Consider the following 14,327-nt stretch of genomic DNA (forward strand, 5'->3'; position numbering starts at 1 on the left):
GCAGAAATTCTGTCAGATTACCCAGGATTTGTCCGATTATTACAGTCATTTCTTGGCCCACTACCAAAAAGAAGGCGCCAAAAAGGTGCAGACTGTTTTTTCACCACGATTTTATGCTATAATGAAAGACAAATAAGAATCTGTATTCACAAAGGGAAGTTTGCTAGTTTTGTCTAATTTCTCTTCAGTCTAGGCAAGTTTTTGAAGACAGACTGAGCGTCTGTTAAGAAAACTTAACGACGAATGAAGGGAAATTAGACGAAAATGGAAAATCTTTCCTGTGAATACAGGTTCTAAGAAAGTAGAGGTTTATTTATGTCAGAAAATCGTGCACACCTAGATGAACAATACACCTGGGATTTGACCACTGTCTTTCCCACCGACCAGGCCTGGGAAGAGGAACTAGAGGCCCTGACCGCAGCCATTGAGGCGACTGATTATCAAGGACAGGTCTTGAGCTCTGCCAGTAAGCTTCTAGAAATCACCCAAGTCCAGCTGGAACTGGGGCGTCGACTGGAAAAACTCTATGTTTATGCTTCCATGAAGAATGATGAGGACACCGGTCTCGGGCTTTATCAGGAATTTCAATCCAAGGCTCTGGCGACCTATGCCCTCTTGAGCGGAACCTTTGCCTTCTACGAGCCAGAATTTATGGCGATTACCGAAGACCAGTATCAGGCTTTCTTGGCCGAAGAACCAGGGTTGGCGCTTTATCGTCATCAGTTTGACCGTCTCTTGCAGAAAAAAGCCCACGTCCTGTCTCAGGCAGAGGAGGAGTTGCTGGCAGGGGTCAGCGAGATTTTCTCCAGCCCGTCTGAAACCTTCTCGGTTCTGGACAATGCTGACCTGACGTTTCCCTATGTGCCAGATGGCCAAGGGGGCTTGGTTGAATTGACCCACGGCAACTACATCAGCCTGATGGAAAATCCTGACCGAGAAGTCCGTCGAGAGGCCTATGAAGCCATGTATGGTACCTATGAACAGTTCCGCAACACCTATGCCAAGACCCTGCAAAGCAATGTCAAGGTGCAAAATTTCTCAGCCAAGGTTAGAAAATACGCTTCTGCCCGTCAAGCGGCTCTAGCGAGTAACCATATTCCAGAGGCTGTCTTTGAAACCTTGATTGAAGCGGTTAACCAGCACCTGCCTTTACTTCACCGCTACATCAAGCTTCGCAAGGAAATTCTTGGACTCGATGACTTGAAAATGTACGATGTCTATACACCTCTGTCTCAGGTGGACTTGGCCGTTTCTTATGATGAGGCTTTGGCCAAGGCAGAGCAGGTCTTGGCGATTTTGGGGGAAGACTATGCTAGCAAGGTTCATCAGGCCTTTACGGAACGCTGGATTGATGTCTATCCTAACAAGGGGAAACGCTCAGGTGCCTACTCAGGTGGCTCTTATGACACCAAGGCGTTCATGTTGTTAAACTGGCAAGATACCCTGGACAATCTCTATACCCTGGTTCACGAAACCGGTCACTCCATGCACTCCATGTACACCCGTGAAAACCAGCCCTATGTTTATGGCGATTATTCGATCTTCTTAGCTGAAATTGCGTCAACCACCAATGAAAATATCCTGACCGAGGCCCTCTTGCAAGAAGTGACGGACGACAAGACCCGCTTTGCCATTCTCAACAATTATTTGGACGGTTTTCGTGGCACCATCTTCCGCCAAACCCAGTTTGCCGAGTTTGAGGATGCTATCCACCAGGCTGACCAGGCTGGCGAGGTTCTGACCAGCGACTTCCTCAGCAGTCTCTATGCCCAGCTCAATGAGAAGTATTACGGTCTGCCAGCCGAGGATAACCCAGACATCCAGTACGAATGGGCACGGATTCCACACTTTTACTATAACTACTATGTTTACCAATATGCGACCGGTTTTGCCGCGGCCAATTTCTTGGCAGACCGCATCGTTCACGGCAGTCAAGACGACAAAGACAAGTACCTAGACTACCTCAAGGCAGGGAACTCCGACTACCCGCTCAATGTCATCAAAAAAGCTGGTGTCGATATGGAGAGTGTGGATTACCTCAATGCCGCCTTTGCGGTCTTTGACAAACGCTTGACCGAGTTGGAAGAACTGGTTAAGAAGGGTGTGCATTTATCTTAGGAGAGTATAATGTTTGAGAAATTAAAAACTTGGTGGCAGTTGACAAATCCTTATGGTCGTTTGGAGTTGACCGCCAAATATCCTCAAGAACGCGATCTGATTTTTCATCGGAAAATCGGTGGTTACTTTCACCTATCTGCCTACCCTGCTGACTTGTTTGAGTTGCTTGCCGTGGAGATCAATCCAAAAATCGCGGATTTAGATGAACGAGTGTCTCGTGGGGCAATCATCGGAGCAGGTGCAGCCAAGTTAAATGACCGTGATGTCCTAAAAGGAGCAGTTATGGGAGATTGGTTGAGCAAGCGTGACCATCCCCAAAGGACCAAGCCCTATCGTCTAACCTTAAGATTGAAAAATCGTCGGACTGAAGAGGAGTTGTCTTTTGACTTTTCGCTCTATGAAAAAGACTGTCGGACAGTTTATCGGTATTTTAGATAATTATTCCCCTCGCTCTAATGAGAGTGAGGGGATTTTGTATTAAAAAAAAACTCTCTTGCACACAGGGCAAGAGAGTTAGTTGGTTTCTTATTTGAGACCGTATTTATTATCAGTTAGTAGGTAGTCATTTTTCAACAAAGACAGAAAAGCACTACTATCAGGTATTTTGTCAAAAATGGTTGTCATCAGTTATCATCGCTTTATCCAGATGGCAATCATTTTGGCAATCAAAAATTAAAGTCTTGTCGGTATATAAAAGAAATACATTTGAAGGAATGATTTAGCTATGATATAATAGAGCAGTAAATAAGTTATGACGGTAGCTACAACTTATCAGAAAGAAGGTGGTGCTTATGAGAGTAAGTGCTAAAATCTTGATAGAAAGGAGTAGCTCTTTTGTCCACAGCAGAGGCTTTACATCTGATGTTTGAGTTTGGTGGCTTTGTCATCAGTCTTTTAACATTTGTAATTGTCCTTATCAAGCTAAACGATAAAAAGAAATAACCGTCTCAAACTTTAGCAGGTTGACGGTTATTCCTTAATCTTAGACTTAGCTACCGTCTTAAACGGATTTACACTAGGAGTTGTTGACAGCAACTCCTTTTTCTATTTCTATTATAAGCTATCGGTTTTGAAATTGCAAGTATAAACTCATTGTTTTGGTGTTGCTGAGATAACACGTACTGGGTCTATGTAGGTAGTTGATGTTGTATCAATTTTAACTGTAAATGTGACAGTCTTGCTATCTTTAATCTCTTCTGCAATAGCTTTGGTAGTAAGCAACAAATATCCAGAATGACTGCCATCTTTAATAGTTATTCCATATTCTTTTCTATCAGCATCTAAGCCCCAAAGTTCTGTTTCAAACGGTTCAGCATCAAATTGATAAATCTGATTAGTATCTAGCTCATAGTTATTGTCCTTGTTTATAAATTCATTGACATCTATAACAATAGGACTAGTCGTATCTTCTTGACTTGCTATTTCGGTGCTTGATGAGTTAGGTGTTGTGGTCGATTTAGTTGAAGTTTCTTCTGATGAGCTAGAGCTAGAACTTTCTGTAGCTGTACTTGATTCTGTCGAAGTTTCTTCTGATGAGCTGGAACTAGGACTAGTCGTAGTTGTACTTGTACTTGAATTCTTTTCTGAAGAACTAGAGCTTGGTTCTTTACTGGAATCCTCGGAGTTACTTTGGCTAACTAGTTGACTTTGATTTTCGTGCTCTTTTTTGTTTTGCTGAGTTCTTACTCGTAGTCCTACAGAAAATATGATTAAAATAATTGTTCCAATCAGTGCGATACTGATGAAGAGTTTATCATTTCGTTTCAATTGTAGTTCTTTCAACTTGGTTTTCATGAGATGACCTCCTTTGTGTTAGTTAAAATTGACCCACAGAATTCACATTCTGTTGTTTGACCGATAATTTTATTAGTAGCTCCGCAATTAGGGCAAACGATACTTCTTGATTTTTTTGAGACATCTTCACCAATAAGAGGTGAAACAATAACTCTTTTAGAATGATTGATGAACGTTTTTTCTAAAATTCCTTTATTAATCAAAAACTCAATATCCGAAACGACAACCTCATAAGGATAACCAAGATAGGCTGAAATTTCATCTAACGAACCATTTTTACTATCAGCAATGCACGAAAAGTAATTTGGAAGTCGCTTGAATTTTTGGAGATTGTTAAATCCTCTATAAAATATGAAAACAGTTAAATTAAATAATACAATACCTGTAAATAATGAGAAGATACCACCAGGAACTTTTATAAACCACAGTAGTGAGAGGAAACTATACATTAACGGAATCCAGCTAAATAACCAAAAATTGTACCCTTTCAATGTTTGGTTCTCAAATTTTGCCCATCTTTTTTCAGCCTGTGACAATTTGTCATCATCGAATATATCTTTAATCTGTAGGAACGGGTTATTGGATTGAGAAAATAAAGAAATTCCCTTTACTTCTTTTCCCAATTTATTTTTAAATTCATCAAACATATTATTCTCCTCCTAATTTTTGTCCACAATTGGAACAAAATTTCATGTTAAACTCTACTTTCTGTTGGCAATTCGGACAAGAAAGCTCTTGTTTTTGCCCACAATCTTGGCAAAATTTAGCCCCCGCCGACAAATGGGTATGACACTTAATACAATATTTAGTAGCTTGATTTTCTCCCTGTGGTGTGAGGGTTTGAGTGAGATTTTCAAAGTGATTAACCATGTTTCCACCAAGCCCAACGCCCATAGCCATCCCAAGTCCTGCTCCTATGATTGAAGAAGATTCAGAACCTGTATTTTTTGCGGCACCTTCCAAGGTATCAAATGAGCGTTCCTGCTGATAGTTATAGCCGATAATACCCATTTCTGCTTTTTTAGAAAGAGCTTGTTTAAGTTGTTTTACCCCCTCGTCATCTTCTGGAACGCTGATGTCGTTGATGTAAAAACTAATTAAGCTAATGCCATAATCATCTAAAAAATGACTCAAATCTTCTTTTAAAAATTCTGATAAATCATTTAGGTATGCGTTAATTTCTAAAATACCGATACCTTTTTTAACAAGGTAACTTGCAATGGCGTCTTTGACCTTAGTAATATATATACCTCTGAAAACTTTAGTCATATTATTAGTATCAAAAACGGAAACTGTACCAACAAATTTTCTCAAGAATTTAATCGAATCTTTAATTTGAATACCAAAAACACCATTGGCACGAACTGGGGCAAAGATTCCGAAAGTTGGGTCTTGTAATTGGATTGGAGAAGGTGTTCCCCATTTAATATCTAGGTTATGAGTTTTATTGATGTACCAGACTTCAGCGGTAAATGGTGATTTTCCACCGAAAGGCAGGTTAATGATATTATTTAGTATTGGGATATTAGCAGTATCTAGTACATATCTTCCAGCTGTAAATAGGTCTGTAATTTTCCCTTCTCTAACAAGTACAGCTTCTTGAGATTCATTTACAATCAATTGTGTAAATGTACTTAATTCTTCATTTGGGAATTTCCAAGCAAAAACATTTGATGTGCCATCATACTTCACTAAGTCAATCAAAGCCATTAAATTTCCTCCTTTGTAATAATTTTATGCTAATACACTATATATCAGTGTTTTCATTAGTTTGACTTGGTTTAAGTTTGTAATGATTGTAAAAAATAAAGAGAGATAATGTATAGTGTAATAATTTATTTAAGTTAATACCAACATTATACCACAAAGGTTCTGTTTTTAGAACATTTTGCAAAAAATAGATTTTAAAAGGTGTACAAGTAAATGATTTCTGATGTTATGCTAGTTCAGAGGATTCTATAATGGTAAATAATAGTAATTTGTCACGATTTGTTGCAGATAGAGTTAGGCAGATACGTAAGGAACGGAAGCTGACACAAGAAGCCTTATCAGAGGCTTCTAAATTGGATATAAAGTATGTTAATAAATTTGAGAATTATAGACATTCAGCTCGATTAGAGACTTTAGAAAGCTTATTGGAGGCTTTGGGAATAACCTACAGTGAATTTTTTAATTTTGATATTAAAGCTGATATGGCATTAGTTGAAGAACTCCTTGTAGTTTTGTCTAAACTACCTAAAGAGAAGCAAGAGAAGAAAATTAAAGCACTGATAGCATTGATTGAAGAATGAAAAAATCCCTACTTAGTTACTAAACTAAGTAGGGATTTTTTATACAATAAAATGGTTGCAGACTTTGCAGATTAAAGAAATACTCTAAATCACCTCACCTACAATATTTGAATTAAAAAGTCTATAATACCTAGTATATATAGCTCTTCATCTTCTTTTTTAGAGTCGTGAAATTTTATCTTAAAGGATTCTTTCTCTAGATTTTCCTTATTTTGGGGTTGATTTTTCTTGTATTATCTTTACTTTAACTTGAGCTTGTTATTGCCCTGACTTTGACAGGTCATATTGAAGAATATTAGTCCTCTTCTTCCATTTCATAATATTCTTGTGTGGTTAATATCCCATGGTCATCTAGCAAGTCTGCATACTTAGATTGGTTATACCTCCGCATATCTATATAGTTCTGTTCTCGAAAATCAGTCACATGATAGACACATTCATTATTTAACTCTGTTACAAGCTCTGAATTTTCCAAAGTTTGTAATGTATCTACTTTTAGACCAGTTAACCGTAAAAGCATGTAGGCTTCACAAACACCATCATCATCTGTATTTTGTAACATATGAAAGTATAAAGCCTGTGCTTCAATTGGCAATGTTAAAAATCGTTGAGTTTGTGTAACTGTTTTGCTCATCATTCTTCTATTTCCCATGGTAGTCTCCTATTTTGAGTGAATATATAAATTGATTTATCATCATAGATAAATTACCTTCCAACAAGTTTGAGATTAGTTTTTGCCCAAATTTCAGGGTGTTTTTAAGTAGATTTTGATTGTAGACGGCTTAGTAGCTCTTGTTTCTGATTATCAGATAGCCTTCTCTTAGGTTTAACAAAAGGATTTATAGAGAAGTTTTCTAAGTCTGATAACATTGCTGACACATAGATTACAACGCCATTCTCTATTTCTTTATCAATCTGTTCAAAACAGGATTCTGATTTGATGATTTGATTGATATGTTTTCTGACACTACTTTCTAAAAACCAGCAATTATCTTTTTCATCGTATCTGATATGTGTTTCACGTTCATCAATTATATAAGACATAATTTCCTCCTTTTAATTAAAAATGATATAATAGAGGAGGTTGCCACCGTACTTCGAATCAAGGTGGCACCTCAAGCACATATTAGAGTTGGGTTTTCCTAACTCTTTTTTCTTACAATTTTTATCAACTATCACATTTTCCTCACCTCCTTCAATTTTTACGATACTAATATGCCGACAAGACTTTATTCTTTTAGTTTTTCCAAGATATTTTCTACATCTCGTAAATCGTAATAAATTGATTTGCCTTGTCGCCTACCACGTAAGCCCAAAGCTCTAAGTTTAGCAAGATATTTATAATCAAAACCATATAGCTTCATGAGTTCTTTCTGCTTAATGGGCTTCTGTAGTTGAGCGTTCAACTTTTGATTTGCTATCTTATCAGCGATAGCTAGAATACCTTTAACCAGTTCTTGACTGGAATTTTCATTTAAAAACTATCCATAGACACATATTTTTAATACTTTTTAATACTTTTAGCTAAAAAAAATATCGTCAATTGTAATTTCAGGAAATTCACAAATTAATAAATTTTTTATAGCTAACTTTTCAGAGTCGTTAAACTCTGTTCGTCCTATCTCTTTGTTGTGATACGCTTGCTTAGAAATGTTCAATTTCATAGCTAAATCACCTTGAGATAGTCCTAACATGTGACGATAGCCTTTTATACGTCGATTTTTTCTCATTATGGTTCTCCTTTCCTTTAGGTTGATTCAAGAATAACAGAAAAATTTTACTTTGTCAACACTTTTTGTATACTTTTTAATACTTTTTTGATATAATACTTTTGAAGGAGGGAAATATGGAACAGACCGCAATAATGGTTGGATTAAGAATTCAGTCAATTAGAAAACAATTGGGCGAAACAATGGAAACCTTTGGTAAGAGATTTAATGTTGGTAAAGGAACTGTTAATAATTGGGAAAAAGGAAGAAGTATTCCTAAAAAACCTACTTTACTTTTGATTTCAAAAATAGGCAAGCTTTCTGTTGATGAGCTCCTTTTTGGTTCTAAATCTGAGTATATTGAATACTTGTTTAAACAAAAAGAGCATGAAGTCATAAGTGATTATGATTTTATAAGTAAGGAGCAACTCCATAATGTAGTGCAGGATAAAAAAGAAAAAATGTTGTCTAAAGACTTATCTGAATGGGATTATAATCGTATAAAAAAATTTATTGATAGATTTTTTGATAAGTTAGTTAAAGGAATTCCTATAAATACTGATGACATGCTTTTAGAGATTGTTTCTACTTTAAACGATAAGATTGTTTGGGTAAGAGGCTTGTACAATGAAAAAGGCTTAAAGAAAAAACACAGGATTCAGAACTATAATCTTGCCCCCAGTTATTATCAAAAAGTTTTGACTATTTTACAAAATGCTCGCTCCGAAATAGATATTCTAAGAGATACTCTTGAAGTTGATGAAGCCACAGAGAATAATTTTATTGAAGAATAATTACTATGTATTCCTTTTATATGCCGACAAGCAAAAGAAAGGACAACATTATGATAAAAAAATATGAATTGAAAGATGGTACTGCTCGTTATATGTACCATACCTATTTAGGAACAGACCCGTTGACAGGGAAACGAATCAAAGCCTGTAAACGTGGTTTTAAAACCCAAAAAGAAGCTAGACTGGCAGAAAGTCAGTTATTGCTTAAAGTGGAAACGGAGGGGCTTTCTGAATCTCATAAACGCATGAAATTTTCTGAGGTTTATGGTTTGTGGTTGGTTCACTATAAGAATACTGTTAAAGAAAGCACCTATGTTCGTCAAAAAGCACAAGCAGACCTACATATTTTACCTATTTTTGGTGAGTATTTTGTTGATAAAATCAGCGTGTCTTTCTGTCAGCAACAGTCTAACTTGTGGTTTAATAAGTACGCCAAATACGCTAATTTTATGGGGACGGTGCGTGCTATCCTTGATTATGCTATCAACCTCGGTTATTTAGATGATAACCCTATGCGAAAGGTTATTCGACCACGCAAACGACAAGGGATTATTGATGAGTCAGAAGAAAAGGCAAAGAATTTTTATAGCAAAGAAGAGTTGAAACATTTCTTAGAATGTGCTGAACAGGAAGATAAGGAGTTGGCTTTAATCTTCAGAATTCTAGCCTTTACAGGGTTAAGGAAAAGCGAGTTAATGGCGTTGCGATGGAAAGACCTTGACTTGATAAAGGCAACCTTGTCTGTTAATCAGACCGTAGTCTATGGGATAGATAATCGAATGCTCTTTCAAACGCCAAAGACCAAAAAGAGCAAGCGGACAATATCGCTTGACCCTGTGACGGTTCAACAGTTGAAAAGTTGGCGAACTACGAAAAAAGAAGAAGCCTTTCCAAATCGTTTACTGGATACAGACCTAGTTTTTTCCAATCCTGAAGGTAAGCCTTACAGTTTTGATTTTATAAACTATCATTTACGGTGTTTACTGAAAAAGTATGACCTTAAAAAGATTACGCCTCATGGATTCCGTCATACTCATTGTTCTCTACTTTTTGAAGCTGGTGCAAGTGTCAAAGAAGTGCAAGAGCGTTTAGGGCATGAAGACATCAAGACCACCATGAACATCTATGCTCATGTTACAAAAGAAATAAAAGAGCAAACAGCCCAGAAGTTTGCTCAATTTATGAATATTTAGAGTGGTGGCAATCAAAATGGCAATCACGCACCAAAAAAGCCTCTTCCGATTTCTCGGAAAAGGCTTGATTTCAACATCTTTAAGCAATAAATGCGGTTGATTATTTGAGACCGTATTTTTTGTTGAAGCGATCCACACGACCATCTGCTTGAGTGAACTTTTGACGTCCAGTGTAGAATGGGTGTGAGTCAGATGAAATTTCCACACGGATGAGTGGGTAAGTTTCGCCTTCAAATTCAACTGTCTCGTTAGAAGACTTAGTTGAACCGCTCAAGAACTTGTAGCCAGTTGTTGTATCAAGGAAAACAACTGGACGGTATTCTGGGTGAATGTCTTTTTTCATTTCAAAAAATCCTTTCTGCCATAGCAGTTTGTCTGCCATAGTTATTAACCATTACATTCTATCAGAAATCGTAGAATTTGGCAAGAGTTTTCACTCGAAAAATTAATGTTCCTTAACCAGCTGGCAGAGCTCTGCCCAAAGAGACTGAATATCTCGGTCAGAGTAGGCCTTGGCACCGCTGGCTAGGGGGTGTCCACCTCCGTCGTATTGTATAGCCAGCTCGTTGATGACGATGGTCTTACTACGAAGGTTGACGCGATAGTGTCCTTCAGGTTGCTGGGTGATGATGGCCCAACTTTTGACCCGATCAATTTTACCAGGGCTACCGACGATGAGAGCTACTTCTGCAGGACTGATGTCGTGGTCTGCTAAAATCTGACTGGTTAGGACAATCATTGCAGCACCACTGCTATCAATGGTAAGATTTTGGAGAATATAGCCATTGAAGCGGGCAATCCGTTCAGGGATCGTGTCCATTTCTCGCATTAGTCCAGCAAAATCGAAATCGTAGCTCCGCAATTTGCTGACCGTTGCAAAGGTCTTAGCAGTCGTTGATGGGAAGAGGAAGCGTCCTGTATCACCGATGATACCGGCAAAGAGCAAGCGAACAGCGGTCGTGGGAAGTTCTAGACCAGATTCAAAAGCCAAGTTGGCGATAATTTCGCTAGCTGAAGAGGCTGCCGTGTCCACATGATAGAGGTCACCGTAAGGCTCGTCGTTGGGATGGTGGTCGATTTTAAGGAGAAAATCGCCACGCTGGTAACGGTCATCGTCGATCCGATCGGTGTTTGCCGTGTCGGTGACGATAACTAAGGAGCCGTTATAGTCACTGTCGGTGACGGTATCCATTTGAGCCAGATAGGTCAGGGTCGGTTCATTGTAACCAGCTGTCAAGACTCGTTTTTCAGGATAATTATGGCGGATGATTTCAGCAAGCCCAACCTGAGAGCCAATGGCGTCAGGATCTGGTTTCTGGTGTCGGTGGATGATGATGGTCTGATAGCGGTCAATGGTTGCTAAAATGGTTTGAAAATCAGTCATGGTGTCTCCTTTTCATGTCGATATGGGGGATATTATCGTCGAGGTAAATAGCAGAGCAGGACTCAAAGCCAAACTGTTGATAAAAGTCTTCCAAATAAGCCTGTGCCTGGGCGAACAGGTCCTTCTTTGGAAAAGTGGCTTGCCAGTAAGTCAAGGCCTGTCCAAGTAATTCTTGACCCAAGCCAGTTCCGCGCTGATTCGGAGCAACTAGGACCCGCCCCAATTTGACCTGATTTGGGGCGGGGATGAGACGGCAGTAGGCTAATAGTTGTCCAGCCTTGTCCCTATAAAAGAGATGGTGGGCGATGAGGTCAGCGTCGTCAACTTCTTGGTAGGGGCAATTTTGCTCAACCACAAAGACTGCAATCCGCAGTTGGTAGATAGCGTGCAACTCTGTTGGGGTTAGCTGGTCAAAGGTTTTCCAAATCCACATTTAGTTGATGGCCTTATAGTCAGCAGCTAATCCACGCTGGACAGCTGGGCGCTGGGCGATTTTTTCGGTCCAGGCTTTGAGGTTGGTGTAGTTGTCCACCGCTAAAAATGTTGCCGAACCAGCATAGAGCTTGCCTTGAACCAGTTGCCCATACCAGGACCAGATGGCGATGTCAGCGATGGTGTAATCATTTCCGGCGATGTAGGGTTTAGTAGCGAGTTCTTTATCTAGCAAGTCCAACTGGCGTTTGACCTCCATGGTAAAGCGGTTGATGGGGTATTCCATTGGTTCTGGGGCGTAATGGTAGAAATGCCCAAAGCCACCGCCTAAAAAGGGAGCGGCGCCAGTTTGCCAAAAGAGCCAGTTGAGGACTTCGGTTTTTTGAGCGAGGTCGCTTGGTAAGAGAGCAGAGAATTTTTCCGCCAGGTAGAGGAGGATATTGGCTGATTCAAAGACCCGTTGGGGCTGGTCACCAGATTGGTCCAGCAGGGCAGGAATCTTGGAATTGGGGTTGAGAGAAACGAAGTCCGAACCGAACTGGTCGCCCTCCATGATGCTAATTTGATAGAGGTCGTAGTCAGCTGCCAGACCCAGCTCTTTCAATTCTTCCAAGAGGATGGTCACCTTGACCCCGTTTGGCGTCCCCATAGAGTAGAGCTGGAAGGGCTGGTCACCCTTGGGCAGGACTTGCTCAAAACGAGCCCCTGCTGTTGGCAGGTTAATGCCAGTGAATTTTCCTTGGGAGCTGCTTTGGTCGCTCCAGACGGTTGGTGGTTGGTAGGTCATATAATGCTCCTTTATCATAATCTAGTGCTAAAATCATAGCAAAAATTAGTGATTTTTTCAAGAAAATCTGATTTTTGCCGAAAAGTCCTTGACAACCAACTTGCTTTTGGTAAAATGATAAGAAATTAAATGAAAACGGAGATATAAAAATGAAAGAAAGAATTAAAATGTTACCAAAAACCGAACTACATTGTCATTTAGATGGTTCTTTATCCCTAAAGGCTGTCCGACGATTGGCTGAATTGGCTAATATCGAGTTGCCAGCTAAGAATGAGGACTTAACTCAGCTGGTGACCGCACCTCAGGAAGTCCAAGACTTGACTGATTACCTTAAAACCTTTGACTTTATTCGCCCCCTCTTGCAGACTGAGGAATCCTTGCGTCTAGCAGCCTACGATGTGGCGGAGCAGATGGCAGCAGACGGTGTCATCTACGGTGAGATTCGTTTTGCTCCTGAACTATCTATGGATAAGGGCTTGACAGCGGTTGAAGTGGTGGAGGCAGTCCTTGATGGCTTGGCGGCGGCTGAACAAGATTTTGATATTGTGGTGCGTGCCTTGGTGTGTGGCATGCGGTCGGCTGACCAAAGCCTGGCTAAATCCATTTTTAAGGCCGTTGCCCACCTCGCCCCCAAAGGCTTGGTCGGATTTGACTTCGCTGGAGATGAAGCTAACAACCCAACAGCTATCCTAGCGGACACTATACAGGAAATCCAAGAACTAGGCTTGCCCTTTACCCTCCACGCTGGCGAATGCAATTGTCCGCAAAATCTGTCGGATGGTTTAGACCTTGGGATTAAGCGTTTTGGTCATAGCACTGCCCTTTACAAGGATGACGCCCTGATGGATAGGGCAATCGCAGAAGGGGCGACCTTTGAATTGTGCCTGACCAGCAACCTCCATACTAAGGCGATTCCCCATCTCAGGGATTGGCCCTACCCCAAACTCTACGCCAAGGGAGGTCAGATCACGATTAACACGGATAACCGCACCGTGTCAACGACCAACCTCAACAAGGAGTATCAGCTCCTCCACGAGCATTATGGCACCACCCTAGAGGATTTTCAAACCTTTAATGAGCATGCTATCCGCGCCAGCTTTGTCACAGAAGAGGAGAAAGCCTTGCTCTTAGAAAAATTAAGGCAGGGCTATGCCAGGGTATCAAAATAAATAGCCCTATCGTCTCATCTGTGGTATAATGGATGAAAACAAGGAGGAAGATATGGCTTTAGCTAAGATTGTTTATGCCAGCATGACTGGTAATACCGAAGAAATCGCCGATATTGTGGCGGACAAACTCCGTGACTTGGGGCATGAGGTCGAGTTAGAGGAGTGCACCAGCGTTGATGCCAGCGACTTCGAGGATGCCGATATCGCCGTTGTGGCGACCTATACCTATGGCGATGGCGATTTGCCTGACGAGATTGTTGATTTCCACGAGGACTTGGGCGAATTGGACTTGACCGGCAAGATTTATGGGGTGGTCGGCTCTGGCGACACCTTCTACGACTTTTTCTGCAAGGCGGTCGATGATTTTGAGGAGGCTTTCGCCAATAGCGGAGCAACCAAGGGGGCTGAGTCTGTCAAGGTCGATTTGGTAGCGGAAGAAGAAGACATTGAAAAATTAGAAGCCTTTGCCCAAGCCCTGTCTGACAAGGTTGGCTAGGCTCTAGCATGGCTTGAAAGAGGCTGGAACAGTTGCAGCAGTTGGCAGAACCAACGAGAGTGGGACAGAAATCGGTAACGCAGAGCGTTCGATTTCGTGGTCCCGCCTCCGCACAGTTGAGTAGGGTTGTAAAAGCTGATGAAATCAGCGAATTAGAACC

Annotated in this window: 19 protein-coding genes; 8 read left to right on the plus strand and 11 right to left on the minus strand. The window is 40.4% G+C overall.

Annotation, left to right across the window (positions count from 1 at the left end; translation table 11 throughout):
• The first annotated feature begins 315 nt into the window (after window positions 1–315).
• From pepF to Q4A21_03620, 3 genes are all read left to right on the plus strand, one after another.
• On the plus strand, window positions 316–2,118 hold the full coding sequence (pepF, locus tag Q4A21_03610) for an oligoendopeptidase F (protein ID MDO4902605.1): 1,803 nt from the start codon (window positions 316–318) through the stop codon (window positions 2,116–2,118).
• A gap of 9 nt (window positions 2,119–2,127) precedes the next feature.
• On the plus strand, window positions 2,128–2,556 hold the full coding sequence (locus Q4A21_03615) for a hypothetical protein (protein MDO4902606.1): 429 nt from the start codon (window positions 2,128–2,130) through the stop codon (window positions 2,554–2,556).
• Between the two features lie 396 nt (window positions 2,557–2,952).
• Entirely contained in the window at window positions 2,953–3,060 is a 108-nt protein-coding gene (locus Q4A21_03620; GenBank protein MDO4902607.1) for a putative holin-like toxin, read from the plus strand.
• Between the two features lie 147 nt (window positions 3,061–3,207).
• Here Q4A21_03620 and Q4A21_03625 read toward each other — a convergent pair whose 3' ends face one another.
• The 3 genes from Q4A21_03625 to Q4A21_03635 are packed head-to-tail and all read right to left on the minus strand — an operon-like array spanning window position 3,208 to window position 5,622.
• On the minus strand, window positions 3,208–3,912 hold the full coding sequence (locus tag Q4A21_03625) for a mitoguardin (GenBank protein MDO4902608.1): 705 nt from the start codon (window positions 3,910–3,912) through the stop codon (window positions 3,208–3,210).
• Window positions 3,909–4,559, minus strand: a complete 651-nt coding sequence (locus Q4A21_03630; protein ID MDO4902609.1) for a DUF2614 family zinc ribbon-containing protein — start codon at window positions 4,557–4,559, stop codon at window positions 3,909–3,911. The genes Q4A21_03625 and Q4A21_03630 overlap by 4 nt, the downstream gene beginning before the upstream one ends.
• A 1-nt stretch (window position 4,560) precedes the next feature.
• Complete coding sequence (locus Q4A21_03635) at window positions 4,561–5,622, minus strand: SPFH domain-containing protein (GenBank protein MDO4902610.1); 1,062 nt, start codon at window positions 5,620–5,622, stop codon at window positions 4,561–4,563.
• 251 nt (window positions 5,623–5,873) lie between these two features.
• Here Q4A21_03635 and Q4A21_03640 point away from each other — a divergent pair, with 251 nt between their 5' ends.
• The gene (locus Q4A21_03640) at window positions 5,874–6,203 is read left to right on the plus strand and encodes a helix-turn-helix transcriptional regulator (GenBank protein MDO4902611.1); all 330 of its coding nucleotides are present in this window, start codon (window positions 5,874–5,876) and stop codon (window positions 6,201–6,203) included.
• 295 nt (window positions 6,204–6,498) lie between these two features.
• Here Q4A21_03640 and Q4A21_03645 read toward each other — a convergent pair whose 3' ends face one another.
• The 4 genes from Q4A21_03645 to Q4A21_03660 all read right to left on the minus strand — a co-directional run bounded on the left by Q4A21_03645 (window position 6,499) and on the right by Q4A21_03660 (window position 7,933).
• Window positions 6,499–6,855, minus strand: a complete 357-nt coding sequence (locus Q4A21_03645; GenBank protein ID MDO4902612.1) for a hypothetical protein — start codon at window positions 6,853–6,855, stop codon at window positions 6,499–6,501.
• Window positions 6,856–6,959: 104 nt separating this feature from the next.
• On the minus strand, window positions 6,960–7,247 hold the full coding sequence (locus Q4A21_03650; GenBank protein MDO4902613.1) for a hypothetical protein: 288 nt from the start codon (window positions 7,245–7,247) through the stop codon (window positions 6,960–6,962).
• Window positions 7,248–7,432: 185 nt separating this feature from the next.
• The gene (locus Q4A21_03655; GenBank protein ID MDO4902614.1) at window positions 7,433–7,567 is read right to left on the minus strand and encodes a hypothetical protein; all 135 of its coding nucleotides are present in this window, start codon (window positions 7,565–7,567) and stop codon (window positions 7,433–7,435) included.
• A 156-nt stretch (window positions 7,568–7,723) separates the two neighbouring features.
• A complete protein-coding gene (locus Q4A21_03660) occupies window positions 7,724–7,933 on the minus strand; it encodes a transcriptional regulator (protein MDO4902615.1) in 210 nt (69 codons plus the stop codon).
• Window positions 7,934–8,049: 116 nt separating this feature from the next.
• On the opposite strand from Q4A21_03660, the gene Q4A21_03665 reads away from it, so the two are divergent.
• Window positions 8,050–8,706 (plus strand): helix-turn-helix transcriptional regulator, encoded by a 657-nt coding sequence (locus Q4A21_03665; GenBank protein ID MDO4902616.1) that lies wholly within the window; start codon window positions 8,050–8,052, stop codon window positions 8,704–8,706.
• 50 nt (window positions 8,707–8,756) lie between these two features.
• Window positions 8,757–9,899 carry a site-specific integrase gene (locus Q4A21_03670; GenBank protein MDO4902617.1) on the plus strand — a complete coding sequence of 381 codons (1,143 nt, stop codon included), beginning with the start codon at window positions 8,757–8,759 and terminating at the stop codon, window positions 9,897–9,899.
• A 100-nt stretch (window positions 9,900–9,999) separates the two neighbouring features.
• Here the strand turns inward: Q4A21_03670 and Q4A21_03675 are convergent, their stop codons facing one another.
• From Q4A21_03675 to yghU, 4 genes are all read right to left on the minus strand, one after another.
• Window positions 10,000–10,242: a type B 50S ribosomal protein L31 gene (locus tag Q4A21_03675; GenBank protein MDO4902618.1), complete on the minus strand. Its 243-nt coding sequence runs from the start codon at window positions 10,240–10,242 to the stop codon at window positions 10,000–10,002.
• 102 nt (window positions 10,243–10,344) lie between these two features.
• The gene (locus tag Q4A21_03680; protein ID MDO4902619.1) at window positions 10,345–11,283 is read right to left on the minus strand and encodes a bifunctional oligoribonuclease/PAP phosphatase NrnA; all 939 of its coding nucleotides are present in this window, start codon (window positions 11,281–11,283) and stop codon (window positions 10,345–10,347) included.
• Window positions 11,276–11,716 (minus strand): GNAT family N-acetyltransferase, encoded by a 441-nt coding sequence (locus tag Q4A21_03685; GenBank protein ID MDO4902620.1) that lies wholly within the window; start codon window positions 11,714–11,716, stop codon window positions 11,276–11,278. The genes Q4A21_03680 and Q4A21_03685 overlap by 8 nt, the downstream gene beginning before the upstream one ends.
• The gene (gene yghU, locus Q4A21_03690; GenBank protein ID MDO4902621.1) at window positions 11,717–12,502 is read right to left on the minus strand and encodes a glutathione-dependent disulfide-bond oxidoreductase; all 786 of its coding nucleotides are present in this window, start codon (window positions 12,500–12,502) and stop codon (window positions 11,717–11,719) included.
• Window positions 12,503–12,651: 149 nt separating this feature from the next.
• Here yghU and add point away from each other — a divergent pair, with 149 nt between their 5' ends.
• Together add and Q4A21_03700 are read left to right on the plus strand one after the other, a co-directional pair.
• A complete protein-coding gene (add, locus tag Q4A21_03695) occupies window positions 12,652–13,671 on the plus strand; it encodes an adenosine deaminase (GenBank protein MDO4902622.1) in 1,020 nt (339 codons plus the stop codon).
• 52 nt (window positions 13,672–13,723) lie between these two features.
• Entirely contained in the window at window positions 13,724–14,167 is a 444-nt protein-coding gene (locus Q4A21_03700; protein ID MDO4902623.1) for a flavodoxin, read from the plus strand.
• The last annotated feature ends 160 nt before the right edge of the window (window positions 14,168–14,327 follow it).

This window comes from bacterium (genome assembly GCA_030530825.1).
GTDB lineage: Bacteria > Patescibacteriota > Saccharimonadia > Saccharimonadales > Saccharimonadaceae > Nanogingivalis.

Coding starts and splice junctions, on each gene's coding strand:
- Q4A21_03645 (MDO4902612.1), bottom strand. CDS start 6,855: ATGGGAAATAGAAGAATGATGAGCAAAACAGTTACACAAACTCAACGA.
- Q4A21_03685 (MDO4902620.1), bottom strand. CDS start 11,716: ATGTGGATTTGGAAAACCTTTGACCAGCTAACCCCAACAGAGTTGCAC.
- Q4A21_03625 (MDO4902608.1), bottom strand. CDS start 3,912: ATGAAAACCAAGTTGAAAGAACTACAATTGAAACGAAATGATAAACTC.
- Q4A21_03640 (MDO4902611.1), top strand. CDS start 5,874: ATGGTAAATAATAGTAATTTGTCACGATTTGTTGCAGATAGAGTTAGG.
- Q4A21_03655 (MDO4902614.1), bottom strand. CDS start 7,567: ATGAAGCTATATGGTTTTGATTATAAATATCTTGCTAAACTTAGAGCT.
- Q4A21_03675 (MDO4902618.1), bottom strand. CDS start 10,242: ATGAAAAAAGACATTCACCCAGAATACCGTCCAGTTGTTTTCCTTGAT.
- Q4A21_03670 (MDO4902617.1), top strand. CDS start 8,757: ATGATAAAAAAATATGAATTGAAAGATGGTACTGCTCGTTATATGTAC.
- Q4A21_03660 (MDO4902615.1), bottom strand. CDS start 7,933: ATGAGAAAAAATCGACGTATAAAAGGCTATCGTCACATGTTAGGACTA.
- Q4A21_03680 (MDO4902619.1), bottom strand. CDS start 11,283: ATGACTGATTTTCAAACCATTTTAGCAACCATTGACCGCTATCAGACC.
- add (MDO4902622.1), top strand. CDS start 12,652: ATGAAAGAAAGAATTAAAATGTTACCAAAAACCGAACTACATTGTCAT.
- Q4A21_03700 (MDO4902623.1), top strand. CDS start 13,724: ATGGCTTTAGCTAAGATTGTTTATGCCAGCATGACTGGTAATACCGAA.
- Q4A21_03635 (MDO4902610.1), bottom strand. CDS start 5,622: ATGGCTTTGATTGACTTAGTGAAGTATGATGGCACATCAAATGTTTTT.
- Q4A21_03650 (MDO4902613.1), bottom strand. CDS start 7,247: ATGTCTTATATAATTGATGAACGTGAAACACATATCAGATACGATGAA.
- Q4A21_03615 (MDO4902606.1), top strand. CDS start 2,128: ATGTTTGAGAAATTAAAAACTTGGTGGCAGTTGACAAATCCTTATGGT.
- pepF (MDO4902605.1), top strand. CDS start 316: ATGTCAGAAAATCGTGCACACCTAGATGAACAATACACCTGGGATTTG.
- Q4A21_03630 (MDO4902609.1), bottom strand. CDS start 4,559: ATGTTTGATGAATTTAAAAATAAATTGGGAAAAGAAGTAAAGGGAATT.
- Q4A21_03665 (MDO4902616.1), top strand. CDS start 8,050: ATGGAACAGACCGCAATAATGGTTGGATTAAGAATTCAGTCAATTAGA.
- yghU (MDO4902621.1), bottom strand. CDS start 12,502: ATGACCTACCAACCACCAACCGTCTGGAGCGACCAAAGCAGCTCCCAA.